This window comes from Bradyrhizobium jicamae (genome assembly GCF_018130695.1).
In the GTDB taxonomy this organism is placed as follows: domain Bacteria; phylum Pseudomonadota; class Alphaproteobacteria; order Rhizobiales; family Xanthobacteraceae; genus Bradyrhizobium; species Bradyrhizobium jicamae_B.
In genome coordinates, this window is record NZ_JAFCJX010000005.1 from 250,212 (window position 1) to 270,188 (window position 19,977).

At 65.2% G+C, this 19,977-nt stretch carries 15 protein-coding genes; 2 read left to right on the plus strand and 13 right to left on the minus strand.

Annotated elements, in window-relative coordinates:
- Positions 1-37 precede the first annotated feature (37 nt).
- From JQ604_RS09475 to JQ604_RS09510, 8 genes are all read right to left on the minus strand, one after another.
- Positions 38-1,360 (minus strand): MFS family transporter, encoded by a 1,323-nt coding sequence (locus JQ604_RS09475; RefSeq protein ID WP_212355796.1) that lies wholly within the window; start codon positions 1,358-1,360, stop codon positions 38-40.
- A gap of 52 nt (positions 1,361-1,412) precedes the next feature.
- Positions 1,413-2,585, minus strand: coding sequence for an iron-containing alcohol dehydrogenase (locus tag JQ604_RS09480; RefSeq protein ID WP_212355953.1), 1,173 nt, complete (start codon positions 2,583-2,585; stop codon positions 1,413-1,415).
- 108 nt (positions 2,586-2,693) lie between these two features.
- Positions 2,694-4,346, minus strand: coding sequence for an acetolactate synthase large subunit (locus JQ604_RS09485; RefSeq protein WP_212355798.1), 1,653 nt, complete (start codon positions 4,344-4,346; stop codon positions 2,694-2,696).
- A gap of 126 nt (positions 4,347-4,472) precedes the next feature.
- A complete protein-coding gene (locus tag JQ604_RS09490) occupies positions 4,473-5,498 on the minus strand; it encodes an isocitrate/isopropylmalate dehydrogenase family protein (protein WP_212355800.1) in 1,026 nt (341 codons plus the stop codon).
- Between the two features lie 33 nt (positions 5,499-5,531).
- Complete coding sequence (gene acnA, locus JQ604_RS09495) at positions 5,532-8,228, minus strand: aconitate hydratase AcnA (protein WP_212355802.1); 2,697 nt, start codon at positions 8,226-8,228, stop codon at positions 5,532-5,534.
- 61 nt (positions 8,229-8,289) lie between these two features.
- Positions 8,290-9,693: a 2-hydroxycarboxylate transporter family protein gene (locus JQ604_RS09500; RefSeq protein WP_212355804.1), complete on the minus strand. Its 1,404-nt coding sequence runs from the start codon at positions 9,691-9,693 to the stop codon at positions 8,290-8,292.
- A gap of 178 nt (positions 9,694-9,871) precedes the next feature.
- Positions 9,872-11,191, minus strand: coding sequence for an MFS transporter (locus tag JQ604_RS09505; protein WP_212355806.1), 1,320 nt, complete (start codon positions 11,189-11,191; stop codon positions 9,872-9,874).
- Between the two features lie 96 nt (positions 11,192-11,287).
- Positions 11,288-12,343, minus strand: a complete 1,056-nt coding sequence (locus tag JQ604_RS09510) for an ABC transporter substrate-binding protein (RefSeq protein WP_212355808.1) — start codon at positions 12,341-12,343, stop codon at positions 11,288-11,290.
- Between the two features lie 121 nt (positions 12,344-12,464).
- Between JQ604_RS09510 and JQ604_RS09515 the strand changes: the two genes are divergently transcribed.
- Both JQ604_RS09515 and JQ604_RS09520 read left to right on the plus strand, forming a co-directional pair.
- Positions 12,465-13,130 (plus strand): response regulator transcription factor, encoded by a 666-nt coding sequence (locus tag JQ604_RS09515; protein ID WP_212355810.1) that lies wholly within the window; start codon positions 12,465-12,467, stop codon positions 13,128-13,130.
- Positions 13,127-14,530 (plus strand): sensor histidine kinase, encoded by a 1,404-nt coding sequence (locus tag JQ604_RS09520; RefSeq protein ID WP_212355812.1) that lies wholly within the window; start codon positions 13,127-13,129, stop codon positions 14,528-14,530. The genes JQ604_RS09515 and JQ604_RS09520 overlap by 4 nt, the downstream gene beginning before the upstream one ends.
- Before the next feature lies 1 nt (position 14,531).
- Here JQ604_RS09520 and upp read toward each other — a convergent pair whose 3' ends face one another.
- The 5 genes from upp to JQ604_RS09545 form a co-directional block, all read right to left on the minus strand.
- Positions 14,532-15,161 (minus strand): uracil phosphoribosyltransferase, encoded by a 630-nt coding sequence (gene upp / locus JQ604_RS09525; protein WP_212355814.1) that lies wholly within the window; start codon positions 15,159-15,161, stop codon positions 14,532-14,534.
- A 10-nt stretch (positions 15,162-15,171) separates the two neighbouring features.
- Entirely contained in the window at positions 15,172-16,338 is a 1,167-nt protein-coding gene (locus tag JQ604_RS09530) for a DUF1688 family protein (RefSeq protein WP_212355955.1), read from the minus strand.
- Between the two features lie 84 nt (positions 16,339-16,422).
- Positions 16,423-17,679: a GTP cyclohydrolase II gene (locus JQ604_RS09535; protein ID WP_212355816.1), complete on the minus strand. Its 1,257-nt coding sequence runs from the start codon at positions 17,677-17,679 to the stop codon at positions 16,423-16,425.
- A 200-nt stretch (positions 17,680-17,879) separates the two neighbouring features.
- On the minus strand, positions 17,880-18,968 hold the full coding sequence (gene pyrC / locus JQ604_RS09540) for a dihydroorotase (RefSeq protein WP_212355818.1): 1,089 nt from the start codon (positions 18,966-18,968) through the stop codon (positions 17,880-17,882).
- A 69-nt stretch (positions 18,969-19,037) separates the two neighbouring features.
- The gene (locus JQ604_RS09545) at positions 19,038-19,874 is read right to left on the minus strand and encodes a DUF2066 domain-containing protein (RefSeq protein ID WP_212355821.1); all 837 of its coding nucleotides are present in this window, start codon (positions 19,872-19,874) and stop codon (positions 19,038-19,040) included.
- Positions 19,875-19,977 lie beyond the last annotated feature (103 nt).

The following is a 19,977-nucleotide window of genomic DNA, read 5'->3' on the forward strand; positions in this document are numbered from 1 at the left end:
CGATCCCAACTCAACTCGGCAACAATCAGTCACGGCGCTACACGCGCCCGTCGCCCTCGAGATATCCGTGGCGCCGCGTATCGGGCATCACGAACGATCCGATCAGCGCAACGCCGGCCAGGGCCGCGACATAATAGAAGAACACCTGCTCATAGCCCGACGACTTGAACGACAGCGCGACATATTCGGCGGTGCCGCCGAACAGCGCGTTGGCAATGGCGTAGGGCAGACCGACGCCGAGGGCGCGGACCTCCGCCGGAAACAGCTCCGCCTTCACGACGCCGCTGATCGACGTGTAGAAGCAGGCGATCAGCAGCGCGCTCATCACAAGCGCGAACACGACATAGAGATTGGTCGTCCCCGGCAGGGCCAGCATGATCGGCACCGTGGCCAGCGCAGCGAGCGTGCCGAAGCACAGCAGATTGTTGCGACGCCCGATCCGGTCGGACAGCATACCGAATGCCGGCTGCATCAGCATGAAGACAACAAGCGCGCAGGTCATCAGCGTGCTAACCGTCCTGGCATCGATCTTGACCGAATTCACCAGGAATTTCTGCATGTAGGTCGTCATCGAATAGAAATACAGCGACCCGCCCATGGTCAGCGCGAAGGTGATGAAGAGCGCACGCTTGTGCTGCAGCAGCGCACTGATCGAACCGGCCTCCTTGTGGTGCGCCGCCTCCGCCGAGATCGTCTCCTTTAGCGAGCGACGCAGATACAGCGCAACGATCGCCGCCACCGCGCCGACCGCGAAGGGAATGCGCCAGCCCCAGGCCTTGAGGTCGGCGTCCGAGAGCGTCTGCTGCAGCGACACCAGCACGAGCAGCGCGAGCAACTGCCCGCCGACCAGGGTCACGTACTGGAACGACGAATAGAAGCCGCGGTTCCCCTTGATCGCGATTTCGCTCATATAGGTCGCGGCCGTGCCGTATTCACCGCCGACCGAAAGCCCCTGCGCAAGCCGCGCGACCAGCAGGAGAGCCGGCGCCAGCGCACCGATCGTCTCGTAGGTCGGAAGCAGCGCGATCATCAGCGATCCCGCGCACATCAACAGCACGGAGATCACCATGGAGTTCTTGCGGCCGTGACGGTCCGCGATCCATCCGAACAGCCAGCCGCCGAGCGGACGCATGAAAAAGCCGACCGCGAAGATGCCGGCGGTCGCCAGCAACTGGCTGGTCGCATCGCCCGAGGGGAAGAAGGCGCCGGCGAAATAGATCGACGTGAAGGCGTAGGCGTAGAAGTCGTACCACTCCACGAGATTGCCCGACGACGCCGCGACAATCGCCACGACGCGCTGCCTTGTGTCGGCAGCCTGGCCTGCGCGATCCATCGCTCCAGCCTCGGAGATCGTGCTCATCCTCGTCCCTCCCCGGTTTACACCACGACCATGCTTCTTGCCGGATCGGGCGTCAGGCGGCAGCCCTGTTGCCAAAGGCCTCGGTGTAGATTGCAAGCGCGTCCTCGAACTTCAGCTCGCGCGGATTGTTGACGAGCAGGCGGGTCTGCTTCATCGCATCCTCGGCGAGCTTGTTCAGGTCGCCTGCCGTGATGCCGACGTCGGCGAGCGAGGGCGGCACCTTGCAGTCGCGGCAGATCGCGGCCATCGCATCGACGAACAGCCGCGCCTTCTGCGGGACCGTCAGCCCTTCGGTACGGCTGTCCACGATCGGCGCCAGCTCGGCGTAGAGGGCTTCGGCTTCCGGCAGGTTGAAGCGAAGCACCTGGCTCAGCACCAGCGCGTTGGACAGGCCGTGCGGCACATGGAAGATCGCGCCGATCGGATAGGCCAGCGCATGGACGGCCGCGACCGGTGCATTGGCAAAGGCCATGCCGGCCAGCATCGAGCCCAGCAGCATCTGCGAGCGGGCCTCGAGGTCGCTGCCATCCTCGCAGACGCGGCGCACATTGGCCGACAGCAGCGCGAGCGCCTGGCGCGCCAGCTGGTCGGACATCGGGTTCTTCTTCACCTTGCTGGTATAGGCCTCGATCGCATGCACCATGGCGTCGATGCCGGTCGCGGCGGTGACGGAGGCCGGCAGCCCCAGCGTCAGCTCGGGATCGAGGATCGCCCAGTCCGGAATCAGAACCGGCGAGACCACGCCCTTCTTCTCCGTGGTCGGCGTGGTGACGATCGCGATCGGCGTCACCTCCGAGCCGGTGCCGGCGGTGGTCGGCACCAGCAGCAGCGGCAGGCGCTTGCCCTTGGCGAGGCCGACGCCGTAAATGTCGTCAAGCCGATCCGGCGTTTTGGCGAGATAGGCGACGAGCTTGGCGGTATCGAGTGCGCTGCCGCCGCCGATCGAAAGCACGAGCTCGATCTTGTTGGCCTGGCAGGCCGCAACCGCCGCCTCCACGACATGGGACGGCGGATCGGCGACGACGTCATCGAACACGACGACCTCGATCCCGGCTTCGACTAGCGAGGCCTCGGCGCCCCTGGTCAGCCCCACGCCACGGACGCCCTTGTCGGTCACCAGCATCACGCGCTTGGCGCCGTAGCTGGCGACCAGCTCGTCGATTTTCCGCGACGCGCCCGGCTCGAACAGGATGTTCGCCGGCGCCTGGAAGGTGAATTTTCCGATCATGTTTCGCTCCTCTTGGTCTCGCCGGCGCAGCATGGTGGCGGGGACGCCGCCGACCGGGACCTCGGCAGGGAGGTCCCGGTCGCACGCCCCCACATCGTTCTCTTGTCAGGACGGCTCGACGCCGAGCTTGCGATTGCGCAGCTCCTCGACCAGCACGCGGATGTTCTCGGAGTAGTCGATTGCGACGTCGACAAGATGCACGCCGCCGCCCTTGAAGGCGGATTCCAGCGTCGGCAGCAGCCCGTCGACCGAGGTGACGCGCGAGCCCTTGGCGCCGTAGGACTCGGCATAGCGGACGAAGTCCGGATTGCCGAAGGTGAGGCCGAAATCCGCGAAAGCATCGACCGCCTGCTTCCAGCGGATCATGCCGTAGGCGCCGTCGTTGAGGATCAGCACCACCAGATTGAGCTTGAGGCGGACCGCCGTCTCCAGCTCCTGGCTGTTCATCATGAAGCCGCCGTCGCCGCAGATCGCCATCACGCGGCGCTCTGGATAGAGCATCGCCGCCATCATCGCTGACGGCAGGCCGGCGCCCATGGTGGCGAGCGCGTTGTCGAGCAGCAGCGTGTTGGCGACATAGGTGCGGTAGTTGCGCGCGAACCAGATCTTGTACATGCCGTTGTCGAGCGCGACGATGCCGTTCTCGGGGATGACCTGGCGGATGTCATGAACCAGACGCTGCGGCGTCACCGGCCAGCGGCTCTCGGTGGCGCGGTCGGTGATGCGGCTGAGGATGCCTTCGCGGAGCGGCAGCAGCGCCTTGGCGTTCGGCAGCCGGCCTTCGAGCCGGTCGGCCAGCAACTCGAGGCTCGGACCGACGTCGCCGACCACCTCGGCATCCGGGAAGTAGACCTGCTCCACGGTCGCCGGCGTGTAGCTGACATGGATCACCTGCGGCCCCTTCGGGCCCATGATAAAGGGCGGCTTCTCCACGGTGTCGTGGCCGATGGCAATGATCAGATCGGCCTCGTCGATCGCCTCATGCACATAGTCGCGCTCGGACAACGCGGCCGTGCCCATGTAGAGGTTGGTGCCGCCGGGCACGGTGCCCTTGCCCATCTGCGTGGTGAAGAACGGAATGCCGGTGCGGCGCACGAAACCGGCGATGCCGAAGGTCGACCGCGGACGGCTCGCCGCGGCAGCCAGCATGATCAGCGGCTTCTTCGCCGCCAGGATCATCTCGGCGGCGCGATCGAGTGCCGCGCGGTGCGCGACCGGAATCTCGATCGGATGGATCGGCACCATCGAGACCGGCTCGACCTCGTCGCCGGCGATATCCTCAGGCAGCTCAAGCAGCACCGGGCCCGGCCGCTCCTCCATCGCGATACGGAAGGAATCGCGCACCAGGGTCGGGATGCTGGCGGCGCTGACGATCTGCCGGGACAGTTTGGTCAGCGGCTTCATCGACGCGATCACGTCGACGATCTGGAAGCGCGCCTGCCGGCTGCTCATGATCGCCTTCTGGCCGGTGATCATCACCATCGGCATCGCGCCGAGATGGGCATAGGCCGCGCCCGTCGAGAAGTTCAGCGCGCCAGGACCGAGCGTCGAGATGCACACGCCGGGCCGTCCCGTGAGCCGCCCATGCGTTGCCGCCATGAACGCCGCCGCCTGCTCGTGGCGGGTCAAGACCAGCTGGATCTTCGAATTGCGCAGGGACTCGACGACGTCGAGATTTTCCTCACCCGGCACGCCAAAGATCCGGTCGACGCCTTCATGCTCCAATGCCTGGACCACAAGGTCAGAGCCCTTTACCATTTATCCACTCCCTGCTGTCGATCGCCCGCGAATGAGACGCCAGCGCTTCAACCGATCGGTGATTTCAGTTCCCGGCCGACGTCACGGTCGGCCGTACAGTTAAGACCGGCGTTTTGTTTTGTGCAATCACAACGCGAGGCGTTTGATGATGGCGCCGGCAAAATCCGAGGTCGAGGTCTTGCCGCCGAGATCGGCGGTCCTGACATTGTCGACCTGCAGCGTCTGCTCGATCGCCGTGCGCAGCCGGCTGGCCAGATCCTCCTTGCCGACATGCTTGAGCATCAGTCCGGCCGCAAGCAGCAGCGCCAGCGGATTGGCGATTCCCTTGCCTGCAATGTCCGGAGCCGAACCGTGCACCGCTTCGAAGATCGCCGCCTTCGACCCGATATTGGCGCCCGGCGCCATGCCGAGGCCGCCGACGAGACCGGACATCTGGTCGGACAGGATGTCGCCGAACAGATTGGTGGTCACGATGACGTCGAACTGCCAGGGGTTCATCACGAGCTGCATGGCGCAGGCATCGACGATGCGGTCGTCCATCGCGATGCGGCCCTCATACTCCTTGGCGATCTCGCGGCCGGCCTGCAGGAACAGCCCGGTCAGCGCCTTCAGCACATTGGCCTTGTGCACCACGGTGACCTTCTTGCGGCCGTGGGCCAGCGCGTATTCGAAAGCGAAGCGAACGATGCGCCGCGCTTCGGCATGGGTGTTGACGCCCGAGGAGATCGCAACCGCATGCGGATCGTCGCCGACCGCGATGAAGTGCTCGAACGCCACGTAGAGGCCCTCGATGTTCTCGCGGATCAGCACGAGGTCGATATCCTCATAGCGCCCACCGGGCACCATGGTCTTCACCGGGCGGAGATTGGCGTACAACTCGAATTCTTCGCGCAGGCGGACATTGACCGAGCGGAACCCACCGCCGACCGGCGTGGTCAGCGGGCCCTTGAGGGCGAGCTTGGTGCGACGGATGCTGTCGATCAGCACGCCCGGCAGCGGATCGCCCGACTTCTCGATGCCGGCCATGCCGCCCTGCTGCACGTCCCATTCGAACGGCGAACCCAGCGCATCGAGGATGCGCGTCACCGCCGCGGTGATCTCGGGGCCGATCCCGTCACCGGGTATCAAGGTCGCCGGAATTTTGTCTGACATGCTGGTTTCCCCTGTCCTGCTGGTGCTCAGAGATCACGCCGCAAGCTGGCGCAGCACGTAGGGCAGGATGCCGCCGTGCTTGTAGTAGTTGAGCTCGTCGAGCGTATCGATGCGGCAGGTCAGCGGGACCTGCTTCACCGTGCCATCAGCCATCGTGATGTCGATGGTGATGCGCTGGCCGGGCGAGATATCCGTGAGGCCCTTGATCGAGACCTGCTCGGCGCCGGTCAGGCCAAGGCTCTTCCACGACATGCCCTCGTCGAACACGAAGGGCAGAATGCCCATGCCGACCAAATTGGAGCGATGGATGCGCTCAAAACTCTGGGCGATCACGGCGCGAACGCCGAGCAGCTTCGTGCCCTTGGCCGCCCAGTCACGCGAGGAGCCGTTGCCGTACTCGACGCCGGCGAACACCACCAGCGGGACGTGCTCGCGCTCGTAGCGCATCGCGGCATCGAAGATCGGCATTCGCTCGCCGGACGGTTGATGCACGGCCCAGCCGCCTTCCGGCGTCACGCCGCCCTCGCCCTGCACCGCAAAGTTCTTGATGCGGATGTTGGCGAAGGTGCCGCGCACCATCACCTCATGATTGCCGCGCCGCGTGCCGTATTGGTTGAAATCCTCCTGCCGGACCTGGCGGCCGCGCAGGAACTCGCCGGCCGGCGACGCCAGCTTGATCGAGCCCGCGGGCGAGATGTGGTCGGTGGTGATCTTGTCGCCGAACAGGCCGAGGATGCGCGCACCGACGATATCGCCGGTCGGCGCCGGCTTCATCGTGATGCCCTCGAAATAGGGCGGGTTCTGTACATAGGTCGACGACATGTTCCAGCGATAGGTCAGGCCGGTCGCGACCTTGACCGCCTTCCAGTTGGAATCGCCCTCGAACACATCGGCATATTTGCTCACGAACATCGCACGCGTGACGTTGTCGCGGATGAACTGCTCGATCTCGGCATTCGACGGCCAGATGTCCTTGAGGAAGACCGGCGCGCCGTCGGAGCCCGTGCCCAGCGGCTCGTTGACGAGATCGACCTGCAGCGAGCCGGCCAGCGCATAGGCAACCACCAGCGGCGGCGAGGCCAGATAGTTGGCCTGCACGTCCGGCGAGACGCGGCCTTCGAAGTTGCGATTGCCGGAGAGAACCGCGGCGCCGATCACGCCATTGTCGTTGATCGACTTCGAGATCTCCTTCGGCAGCGGACCGGAATTGCCGATGCAAGTGGTGCAGCCGAAGCCGACGAGATAGAAGCCGAGCGCGTCGAGGTCCTTCTGCAGGCCCGACTTCTCGAGATACTCCGCCACCACCTGCGAGCCCGGCGCGAGCGAGGTTTTGACCCAGGGCTTTGCCGTGAGGCCCTTGCGTGCTGCGTTCCGAGCGAGCAACCCGGCGCCGATCAACACCGATGGATTCGAGGTGTTGGTGCAGGAGGTGATCGCTGCGATCACGACATGGCCGTGGCCGAGCTTGAACTCCTTGTCCTCAACCGCGAATTGCTTGCCGGCCTGGCCCTGCTTGCCGTATTCGCTTTCGAGCGCGGTGAGGAAGTTGGTCTTGGCCACACTAAGGCCGAGCCGGCCCTCGGGGCGCTTGGGTCCTGCGAGCGACGGCACGACGTCGTCGAGATTGAGCTCCAGCGTGTCGGTGAACACGGGATCGGCCATACCCGGCGTCCGGTACAGGCCCTGCGCCCTGGAATAAGCCTCGACCAGCGCGATGCGGTCACTGGCGCGGCCGGAGAGATTCAAATAGTTCAGCGTCTCCCCGTCGACCGGGAAGAAGCCGCAGGTCGCGCCATATTCCGGCGCCATGTTGGAGATGGTCGCACGATCAGCCAGCGTCATGTGGTCGAGGCCGGGGCCATAAAACTCCACAAACTTGCCGACCACGCCCTTCTTGCGCAGCATCTGCGTCACGGTCAGGACGAGATCGGTCGCGAGCACGCCCTCGCGGAGCTTGCCGGACAGCTTGAAGCCGATCACCTGCGGCACCAGCATCGACAGCGGCTGGCCGAGCATCGCCGCTTCCGCCTCGATGCCGCCGACGCCCCAGCCGAGCACGGCCAGCCCATTGGCCATCGTGGTATGGCTGTCGGTGCCGACCAGCGTGTCGGGATAGGCAAAGGTCTTGCCGTCACGCTCTGATGTCCAGACCGTCTGTGCCAGATATTCGAGATTGACCTGGTGGCAGATGCCGGTGCCGGGCGGCACCACGCGGAAATTGGCAAATGCGCCCTGCCCCCATTTCAGGAAATTGTAGCGCTCGCCGTTCTGCTCGTATTCGCGGGTGACGTTGTCATGCAGCGCCTGCGCGTTGCCGAAATGATCGACCACGACGGAATGGTCGATCACGAGATCGACCGGCACCAGCGGATTGATCTTGGAGGGATCGCCGCCGAGCTTCTCCATGCCGTCACGCATCGCCGCGAGATCGACCACGGCGGGCACGCCGGTGAAATCCTGCATCAGCACGCGCGCGGGACGGAAGCCGATCTCGGCGCCGGCCGATCCGCGGTCGTCAGTCCACTTCGCCAGCGCCTCGATATTGGCTGATGTCACCGACTGGCCGTCCTCGAAGCGCAGCAGGTTCTCCAGCAGCACTTTCAGCGAGAACGGCAGGCGGGAGATGCCGGCAAGGCCGTTCTTCTCGGCGTCGGGCAGCGAGAAATAGGTGTAGGCATGGCCACCGACGATCAGCGTCTTGCGGCATTTGAAGCTGTCGAGACTGCTCATGGGCAAACGATCCTTTCGCGCGGATGGTTCTGGACGGGCATCGGCTTGATCTTTCGGCCGGTCACTTGAGATAGCCCATGATGATCAGCACCGCCGTGACAGTGACCGCACCGCCGATGCGGGTCGCGATCTGCGCGAACGGCATCAGCTGCATGCGGTTGGCGGCGGTGAGGATCGCGACGTCGCCGGTGCCGCCCTGCCCGCTGTGGCAGGCATTCACGATCGCGGTCTCGATCGGGTACATGTTCATGAACTTGCCGACCGCAAAGCCTGTCGCCATGATCGTGACCACCGTCGACATGATGGTGATGATGTTGGCGAAGTGGAACGCGGCGACCAGCTTGTCCCACGGCGTCAGCGCGACGCCGATCGCAAACAGCAGCGGATAGGTCATGTTGGTGCGGACGAATTCGTAGACCACCATGCCGCCCTGCTGCAGCTCCGGCGACACCGCGCGGCTGAGCTTGGCCAGCACCGCCAGGAACAGCATCGCCACCGGCGCCGGCAGGCCGAACATGTGATGGCAGAGTACACCGAGCAGATAGAGCGTGATTGCGGTGAGGCCGGCGGCGGCGATCGTGGAGACGCCGACATGGCCGACGCCCTGCTCCTTGCCGCCTTCCTCGTGCACCGCGTGGATGTCGAGCTCGTCATCGCCATGCGGCTGCAGCCGGCCCTCGCCGGTGAGGTGCGGATATTTCTTGCCGACGAAGTTGAGCGCGCCGGACAGCAGGATCGCAGTCAGGCTGCCCAGCATCACCGGCGGCAGCACCTCGGCGAACACCTCGCCCTGCGGCACACCGGTCAATGCGGCATAGCCGATCGACAGCGGAATCGCACCCTCGCCGACGCCGCCGGCCATGATCGGCACCACGACATAGAAGAAGGTGTGCTTGGCACCGAGGCCGAGCGCGGTGCCAACGAGGGTGCCAACGATGGCGGCAGCGATCGAACCGATCACCAGCGGCACGAAGATCTTCAGGAAGCCGCGGATCAGCACCTCTCGGTCCATCGCAAAGATGCTGCCGACGATGATCGAGGCGATGAAGAGGTAGAGGAAGTTGGTCTGCTTGGTGAAGTCGATGATCGACTTTTCGACCTGCGCCGGGATCAAGTGATAGAACGCCAGCGCCGAGGGAATGAAGGTCGCGAAGATCGCACCGGCGCCGATGCTGCGCAGCACGGGAATCCGCTTGCCGATCTCGGCGCAGGTGAAGCCGCCGAGCACCAGCACCACGATCATGGTCGGCCCGTCGGCCTTGATCTCGCCGGTATAGACCAGCGCGGCCACGAGCACGACGAGCACGGCATAGATCGGGATCGGAATGATGCCGATCCGGATGTCGGTCAGCCGCCACCAGCCCTCGGGCCAGAAGCGCGTGGCCGTGCCGGCCGAAGTGGAATTGATCGACTGCGCCGCGGTCTCATGATGCGAGGCAATCCCGCCTGCGTCCTGCGAGCTCATGTCCGCTTTCCTCCCTGTTGTGGTCTTGCCGGAAGGTGGATCGCCGCCCCGCTCCGCTTCAGGCGGCGCGCGACGAACGTCTGTCCGGTCATTTTGTTTGGGCGACAAGATAGATCGCCCAACCTGTCAGCAAGCTGTCACGCCGCTTGCCGCGCGCGTGGCATACGGAAGACCACGATCAATGCACCGCGCTTGCGGCCGCGGAACCCGACGACGCCGTCTGCTGGCGGCCGAGCGACAGCACCAGGATGAAGCCGACCGCCGACAATCCCGCGAGCGGCAGCAATCCGAGCGCGAAGCTGCCGGTGGCATCCTTGATGGTGCCGAGCAGATAGCTGCCGAAGAAGCCGCCGAGATTGCCGATCGCGTTGATCTGCGCGATCGCGGCCGCCGCGACGCCGGCCGACATCCATTCGGTCGACAGCGCCCAGAACGGGCCCTTCATGATGTAGGTCGCAGTCACCGCGACGCAGAGGATCGCGATCGTCGGCGCCAGCGCGCCGGTCAGGCCGGCCATCGCGAGGCTCGTGGCAAGCAGCGCCAGCGGAATCGCGGTGTGCCATTTGCGCTCGCCGGTGCGGTCCGAATTGCGGCCCCACAGCAGCATCAGCACGGAGGCGACGCCGAACGGGATCGAGTTCAACAGGCCGGTTTGCAGGTCAGTCAAACCAAACGACTTGATGATCTGCGGCTGCCAGAGCGACAGGCATTGGCTGGCGCCGGACGCCCCCGCATAGATCAGCGACGCCGCCAGCACGTATTTGTTGGAGAACACCTGCCACAGCGAGAGATGGCCGACCTTGGCCTTCGGCGAGGAATTCTCCTGGGCGAGGCGGGTAGAGAGCCAGCGGCGTTGCTCCTCGTTCAACCATCCTGCCGTGTCGGGCCGATCGGAGAGATAGAAGAACGCGACGATGCCGAGAATGACCGCCGGCAGCGCCTCCAGCACGAACATCCACTGCCAGCCGTGGAAGCCGAGCAGGCCGTTCAACTGCAGCAGTGCAGCGGAGATCGGCGAGCCGAAGAAGCTCGACAGCGGGATCGCCACCATGAACAGCGCAACGATGCGGCCACGATAGGCCGCCGGGAACCAGTAGGTCAGATACAGGATCACACCGGGGAAGAAGCCGGCCTCGGCGGCCCCGAGCAGCAGGCGGACCGCGTAGAATGAGTACGGGCCAACGATGAACGCCATGCAGGCGGAGACGATGCCCCACGAAACCATGATGCGCGCGATCCAGATCTTGGCGCCGACCCTGGCCATCGCCAGATTGCTGGGCACCTCGAACAAGACGTAAGTGATATAGAATAATCCGCCGCCGAGCCCGAACGCCGCGGCCGAGAGGCCGATATCCTTGTTCATCTGCAATGCGGCGAAGCCGACATTGACGCGATCGACGAAGGCGATGAAGTAGCAGAACATCAGGAAGGGGATGATGCGCAGCGTGACCCGCCGCATCGTCGCGGATTCCAGCTGGCTTTCGGCTGTCGGCGCCATGATCGTTCCTCCCCATGCACGGATCTTCGTGCTTGATTTTGCCGGGAGGATAGGCGCTCAACCTGTCAACAACCTGTCGCCGCTTTGATCAGATGGTCAGCGCGGTTGCAGATACTCCTTCCAGTCCTTCAGGAAACGCTGCCGCTTGGCCTGGTCGAGATAGGTCATGAGATCGATGTTGAGCGCGATCGGCCGCAATGCCTTGGCGGCACCGGCATAGCCGGGAATCGCCGGCTTCATGTCGTCGCGCACCGAGCCCAGCGAATGGCTGGCCAGCAGGCTCTGGCCGTTCTGCGACAGCATGAAGTCGAGGAAACGCCGGGCCAGTTCCGGCTGGGCCGCCGCCTGCGGGATCACCGCGATCCGCGACAGCAGCAGCATATAGTCGCTCGGAAAGATGACGCCGAGATCTGCCTCGCGCTTGGCGCGCTCGAGCGCATAGGAGCCGAGCACGTTGTAGGCCAGCAGCAGCTCGCCACTGCCGACCCGATCGATCATCGGATCGGATGACGCAAACAGTCTCACCCCTGCCCGGCCCATCGCCGCTACCAGCTTCCAGGTCTGGGCCGTGATGCGCACGTCCTGGGTGATGAACAGCAGACCGGTGCCGCTGATTTCAGGGTCGTAGGTCCCGATCTTGCCGCGAAACACCGCGAGATGATCGGTCAACAGGCGCAAGAGATCGGCATGGTCCTTCGGCACCAGGCCCTCGCGCAGCAGGCGCTTGTTGTAGACGATCACGACCGGCTCGGCGGTGATGCCATAGGCGCGATCCTTCCACCGCGCCCAGGCCGGAATCCCCTCGGCCTCGGGCGAGCGATATTCGGCCGCGTAGCCATCATTCGCGAACTTGATCTGGAGGTCCATCGACGAGCTCCAGATCACGTCGGCCGCGCCCTTGGCCGTCGGATACTTCACGGCGTCGTCGAACAGCTCCGTCGACAGCACCTTGCTGTACTGAACCAGAACCTCCGGGTTCCGTTTCATGAATGCGGCGATGATGTCGGTGACCTCGGAATGGTCGGTCGTGCCCTTGACGACGAGGCGGGCTTGCGGCCGCGCCGCGTCGTCATCGCCGCCGGCAGCATCGGCCGCAACGCACAACAGAAGAATCAACGCGAGCCCGCAGAGGCCGGCTAGCAGACGGGACACCGGCAAAGCGTGGTGAGAAACTCCCATGAACGACGCGCAATCTTTTGACCTCGTGCAGCATCTGAACTTACATTGCCGCGTTTGGCAACGCCCGCCGCGTTTAGACTTGAGGTTCATTGTCTTGCGTATCCTGATCGTCGAGGATGACACGTCACTGGTCGACGGCCTCAAGAAGGCATTGGCCCCATCAGGCATCGCGGTCGACCATGAGATCAACGGTTCGGACGCGCTCGAGATCGCACCGTCCGAGGCCTATTCGCTGATCGTGCTCGATCTGGGTCTGCCGGATATGCCCGGCCACGAGGTGCTGAGCCGGCTGCGCGGCAAAGGCTGCGAGGTGCCGATCCTCATCCTCACCGCGCAGGGCGAGGTCAAGAGCAAGGTCAAATGCCTGAATCTCGGCGCCGACGACTATCTGACAAAGCCGTTCGATCTCGATGAGTTCGAGGCGCGGGTGAAGGCTTTGGTGCGGCGCGGCAAAGGCCGGCTCGATCCGATCCTGCGTTGCGGCTCGCTGGTGCTTGATACCTCGTCGGCGACCGCCTCGATCGCGGAGCAGCCGCTGTCGCTGCGCCGGCGCGAGGTCACCGTGTTGGAAATCCTGATGTCGCATGCGGGACGCCTGGTGCGGAAGGAACGGCTGATCTCCGAGGTGTTCGGCTTCGACGAGCCGGTCGCGCCGAATGCGATCGAGCTCTACATCGCGCGTCTCAGGCAGAAGCTCGGACCGCAGGGACCGACGATCAAGACGGTGCGCGGCCTCGGCTATCTGATGGAGGTGAGGTGAGCGCGAAACGGATTCCCTCGCTCCGTCGTGCGTTGCTCATCAATCTGCTGGTGCCGACCAGCGCGCTCGCGGTCGCTTTCGGACTAGCCGGCCTCGTGCTGATCAACAAGACGATCGAGAGCGCCTATGACCGCGTGCTCGACGGCTCGGTGAAGGCAATCGCCGAGCGCGTCACGGTCGAGGATGGCGAGATATCGGTCGACATGCCGCAGGTCGCGCTCGGCATGCTCGAGACGCGCGCCAATGACAGCATCTATTATAGCGTGACCTACGACCAGAAGCCGGTGACCGGCTATCAGGATCTGCCGCGCGCGGACACCGCGACGATTCCGGTCGGGACCGTCAAGCACTTCGACTCCATGTACAAGGGAAGCGCAGTGCGTGTCGCCGCCACGACCCAGGCGATCTACGGCAAGCCGCTGCCGGTGCTGGTCGAGGTCGCCGAGACCATGAACGGACGGACCGCGATCCAGCGTCAGCTGCTGCTCGCACTGGTGGCGCTGGAGGCCGCGATCATCGCAACCGCCGCGGTGCTGGTGTGGCTCGCGGTGCGGCGTGGCCTTGCGCCACTCGTCGACCTCGGGCGCGAGATCGACACGCGGCAGTTCGGCACCGGATCGAGCCTCGACCGGCTCGACCTCGCCCACATTCCGCTCGAAGCCCATCCACCCGTGCGCGCGATGAACGAGCTGTTCGCGCGGCTCGAAGTCGCGATCCAGGTCATCCGTGATTTCATCGCCGACGCCTCGCATCAGATGAAGACGCCGCTCGCCTCGCTGCGCGTCCACCTGGCGCTGCTGCAGCGGGACACCAGCCACCAGCCCGACAATGTCGAGACCATCGGCGAAATCGAGAAATCGACAAGGCATCTCGACCGGCTGGTCGCGCAGCTGATCGTGATGGCACGCGCCGAGCAGACCGCCGTCGCCGAACCCGCGCATGAGGTGGGATCAACCGATCTCGTCGCGGCGACCAGCGAGGCCATGGGCCTGATGGCGCCGTTCGCCGCAGCCAAGAATATCGAGCTCGCTTTCGAGCCCGGGGTCGAGCATGCGCCGGTCGCAGCCGAATCCTCGGTGCTGCATGACATCCTGAGCAATCTGATCGACAACGCGATCCGTTACACGCCGGATGGAGGCAGCGTCGTCGTCAGCGTTATCGCGAGTGACGAACACTACGCCGTGCGGATTGCCGATAGCGGCCCGGGCATCGCGGCCGAACATCGCGAGCGGGTGTTCGATCGCTTCTACCGGATTCCCGCTGCCAACCGTCCGGCAGGTTCGGGACTTGGGCTCGCGATCGTGCGCACCTTGCTGCGGCAGAGCGCGGGGACGATCGAGCTGACAGATGGAATCGGTGGCCGCGGTCTGACCATCACGATCAACCTTCCCGCAAAATAGCTCAGCGCGTGCCGTAGGCGCGGTCGCCGGCGTCGCCGAGACCCGGCAGGATGTAGCCGTGCTCGTCGAGGCCCTCGTCGATCGCCGTGGTCCAGATGTGGACGTCCGGATGCAATCCCCTGATGCGCTCGAGCCCTTCGGGCGCGGCGATCAGGCAGGCCAGACGGATATCCTTGGCGCCGCGCTCCTTCAGCCGGTCCACGGCCGCGACCGCGGTGTTGGCGGTCGCGAGCACCGGCGTCACCACGATCGCTAAGCGCTCGCCGAGGTCGGACGGCGCCTTGAAGAAATATTCGACCGCGGCAAAGCTGTGCGGATCGCGGTAGAGGCCGATATGGGCGACGCGCGCGGTCGGCACCAGATCCATCATGCCGTCGACGAAGGTAACGCCGGCGCGAATGACCGGCACGAACACCAGCTTCTTGCCGGCGATCTTGGCCGAATGCATCTTCGCCAGCGGCGTCTCGACCTCGGTCTCCGCCAGCGGCAGGTCGCGCGTCACCTCGTAGCAGACCAGCATCCCGATCTCCTTCAGGAGCTCGCGGAATGACTTTGTCGAGATCGACTTGTCGCGGATCAGCGTGAGCTTGTGCTGGACCAGCGGGTGATCGACGATGGCGACGCCTTCCATGGCAAAATCCTCAAAAAACAGTTCCGTCGCTCAAAACCTTGATCGGCGGCGAGCCGTCGGCGCGGCGCGCAAAGGCTGCCGCGCGGCCGGCCGCCCAGCTGCCGCCTTCGAGCAGGCTCGCCAGCGGCAGCGACACGGCGTCGCGATTGAGCCGCGCGCGGATTTTATCCGCAAGCCGGTCGAGCAGCGCGACCGTCAGTGCGCGCCATTCGACGACGAGCGTGGAATCGACGTCGTGCGAACGATCAGCATCTGCGGGATCGCGCAACACCAACACGCCGAGATCAACGAACAGGCCGCCGTTGCGATATTCGGCAAGGCCGGTGAGACCGTTGATGTCGGTCACGTCGAGCCCCGCGCGTTGCAGCGGCTCGATCAGCGAATAGGTCAGCCATTGCGACAGCTTGTGCAGCGGCACGAGCCCATCGGTGGCGTCGCCGGCCTTGATCGCGGGATGTCGCCAGCAGTCGCCGAGCGAAACGCCGGCGAGCGTCAGCCGCGACGGCCAGATCGGGCCGAGCTGTTTCAGCACTTCGGACAAGATCGTCGGCGCGGCAATGGCGCCATCTGCAGCTTTCGCAGCGAGATGATCGAACAACCCACCGGGCCGCGGTCGATCGCGCAGCCCGAAAACGTCACTCCGCTCGGCCACCAACCGGCCGAGCCGGCGCAGCAGATCAGCACGGCCTTCGAGACCGACCAGAGGATTGTTGGCGCTGACCTGAAAGCCCTGCTCCAGTGCCGCCGCCGCGAACGCAACGAGCTTGTCGGCATCGACGCGGAGCGGGTCGCGTGCGTCACTCGAGAACGCGCCGCTCGCGAACATGTCGAGGCTTGCGAGCGCAAGTCCCTCGGAGCGGCCGACCGCCTGCCCGCTCGCCTTGTCATGATAGCGCCAGGCCGCGCCCGCGCCCGCATCGAGCAGCACACTGACGATAACGAGATCGAACTCGGCGCGCGCCCGCGTCGCAGCGTCAGGCCAGGAGATGCGATCGGCCATCCGCGACCAGCGGTCCTCGCCCTGCAGCGAAAAATGCCGCCAGCGCGCATGGAATGGAATCTTAAGCGACGGGTAGGCCTTTTGAATCGTCGCGAGCACGGCGTCGGCGACATCATCCAGCCGATCGGGGTCGATCCGGAAATGCGCGAGCCCGTCGCGCAGCCCGATCTCCAGCATCTGCTGCGCGCGGGAGCGCACCGCCTGTGCGGTCAGGAGCGAGAAGGCATCATCCTGCGTGGCCGCGGCCTGCACCGTCACGGATCAATACTTCTCCAGCGAGCGGCCGACGGTGTCGTCGAGATCCTGCGCGGTCGGCGCTTCCGGCGAATAGTAGCCGGCCGCCTTCTTGGCCGCGATCTCGACATGCGCGTCCGCCGGGATCAACTCGTCCGGGATCGGCACGCGCTCGACGATCTCGATGCCCTGTCCGGTCAGCGCGTCATATTTCATGTCGCTCATCGACAGGAAACGATCGATGCGCCTGAGACCCAGCCAGTGGATCACGTCAGGCATCAATTGCTGGAAGCGTGCATCCTGGACGCCCGCGACGCATTCGGTGCGCTCGAAATAGGCGGCGGCCGCATCGCCGTCCTCCTGGCGCTTGCGCGCATTGTAGACCAGGAACTTTGTCACTTCGCCGAGCGCGCGGCCTTCCTTGCGGTTGTAGACGATCAGGCCGAGCCCGCCGGCCTGTGCACCGCGCGCGCATTCCTCGATGCCGTGGATCAGATACGGACGGCAGGTGCAGATATCGGAGCCGAACACGTCGGAGCCGTTGCACTCGTCATGCACGCGGCAGGTGATGGTGGTGCGATGATCGGGCAGCTTCGCGACATCGCCGAACAGATAGACGGTGGTGCCGCCGATCGGGGGCAAGAACACCTGCATGTCCGGGCGCGTCACGAGCTCCGGGAACATGCCGGCGGTCTGCTCGAACAGCGTGCGGCGCAGATTGGTCTCGCTGGTGCCGAAACGCTCGGCGACTCCCGGCAGATACCAGACCGGATCGATCGCGATCTTCACCACCGACACGCTGCCATTGGCATGCACGACATTGCCGTCGGGCTTCAACCGCTTGGCGGCGATCGCGGCCTGGATCTCCGGCAGATCGAGCCGCGCGCGCGTCACCGCGATGCTCGGGCGGATGTCGGCCCCCTCGGTGATCTCGGTGCGGAAAGTCTCGGCGACCAGGTGCCCCCACGGATCGAGCGCAACGATCCGGTTGGGCTCGCTCCATTGCGGGAACGGCCCGATGGTCGCGGCGGGGAATGTGTTAGTGAGATCAGGGCGGCGCAGCGGGTTGAGCGCGCCGGCGGAGACCGCGAGCGCGCGATACACCGCATAGGAACCGCCATGGCTGCCGATCACGTTGCGGTCCTGCGGCCGCGACACCGTGCCAATGATCGGGCCCCGCGATCTCGCGTCTGGAGCGTCCCAGTGGATCGGGAAGGCATGCTTTGCGCCCGGCACCGGATGTGAGGTGAGGCGGATATGGTCAGTTCGATTCGAGCGGCTCATCAGACACGTCCTAAAACGACGACGGCCCGCCTGTACGACGGGCCTGGCTCAATCTCTACCGCTACGCAAAACGGCTCATCGCCGGTGATGCGTCAGAGCAATCAATATAGGTGCGTTGGCGTCGCGTTTCAAGTCGATCCAGCCCCGCAGGCAGCACCGCGACCTGCCGCGGTTAACGTTTGCCTGCCGGTTGGGCACCCTCAGGCCACGACCGGCCCGACCGACCAGGGCAGAGTCTCGCCGCCCTGGAACACCACGACCTCGGTATCGTCGACTGCGACCGCAGCCATGATGCGAGACTCGCGCCGCTCCAGCGTGATGGTGCCGCGATTGAGCGGGATGCCATAGAACTGCGCGCCGTTGACGGAGGCGAACGCCTCGAAGCGATCGAGCGCGCCCTCCTCGTCGAACACCTGCACATAGGTCTGCAGCGCGGTGGCGCCGCCGAACACCCCGGCCGAGCAGCATTCGGCCTCCTTGGCGTTGCGGCGGTGCGGGGCGGTGTCGGTGCCGATGAAGAAGCAGCTGTCGCCCGAGGTCACCGCCTTGCGCAGCGCCAGCCGATGGTGCTCGCGCTTGGCGACCGGCAGGCAGTAGAGATGCGGCCGCAGGCCGCCCTGGAAGATCGAGGTGCGGTTGATCACGAGGTGATGCGGCGTGATGGTGCCGGCCGCACGTGAGGCGTGGGCGCGGACGATGTCGACGGTCTCCGCCGTCGTGACGTGCTCGATCACCACCTTGAGGCCGGGATGGCGCTTCAGCAGCGGCAGCAGGCTCTGCTCCATGAACACGGCCTCGCGGTCGAAGATGTCGACTGCCGGATCGGTCGCCTCGCCATGGATCAGCACGGGCATCCCGATCTTTGCCATGCGCTCGAACACCGGCGCGAGCGCGGGAATGTCGGTGACGCCGAAATGCGAGTTGGTGGTCGCGCCCGCCGGATAGAGTTTTGCCGCCTTCCAGACGCCGTCCCTAAAACCCTTTTCGATCTCGTCCGGCGTGGTCGTATCGGCGAGGTAACACGTCATCAGCGGCTCGAAATCGGACCCCTCGGGCCGCGCGGCCAGGATCCGCTCGCGATAGGCTGCGGCCGCCTCAACCGTCGTCACCGGCGGCACCAAATTCGGCATGATGATGCCGCGCGCGAACTGGTTGGCGGTGAACGGCAGCACCGCCTGCAGCATCGCGCCGTCGCGCAAGTGAACATGGAAATCGTCCGGCCGGCGGATCGTGATCTTGTCCACGCGCCTGGCGGAGGCCGCCTGGTCGAACAATTGGCTGACGCTCATCGTAGGGTCTCCTAAGGTCGCAGCACGCGTAGCACCATGTTCCCGCGCTGCGCAACACAGCGATGGCAGCTACCGCGCTTTGCCGCCGGGATCGCCATTGCCCGACAACACCTGCGCCGCCCCGCCGATACCGCGGCGGAAGGCTTCGTCGAAGGTCACCCCGCGAAACTGCCAGCGATAGGTGTGGCCCTGCCAGTCGATCTGCCATTGCGTGGCCCAGCCGAGCTCACGATCGTCCCAGGTCAGCCTGCCGACCAGCGGGATCGCACCACCGAGTCCGGTCGTGACCGGCGTCAATTTCGAGGCCGGCAAGCGCGTCAGCTCGGCAGCATTGATGCCGGCCTTCGTGATGTCAGCCGCGGCCGGCAGCACGACGCCCATCCCGCGCCGCTCGCCCGCCGCGCGCAACGCGTCGCGCTGCAGCTCGGATTGCCGCTCATCCGTCGTGATGATGAAATCGCGCGGGTCCTGCTTCATCTCGACGAACACAGCGAGCACCGGCCGCTCGGCCAGCCACGGCTTGAGGTCGAGCGCTTTCAGGACATCGCCGATCCTCGCCTCGTCGAAATCGACGGTGAGATCGTAAGGCCGGTCGCGGGTGCCCTGCTCGTCGCGGATCGGCTTGCCGGAAAACTGGTCGTGATAGTTGAAGGCGGTGACGTAATCCCTCGCCTTCGCCTTGTAGGGCATGAGGCGCTTGTCGCCGGCAAGCTTCTGCGCGCCGGATATCTTGATCAGGACATCCTCGAAGCAAGCCGCAAAGCCGATCAGCCGGTTCGGCTCGAGCTGCCCCGTCACCACCGTCTGCATCCGATAGAGGTTGTCCGCCGCTCGTGCCGGTGAAGCGATCCAACACAGCGACGCGAACGCCAGCGCGATGCCAATCATCCGATGCTGTCTGGCCATGATCGCCTCCCACCGCGCGCGCCTTCTGCCGGACGCGCTCACGCAGCAACATTCGTCCGATTTTGCGGAAACGCAAATGCTATGGCTTCGCATGGCTGGCCTG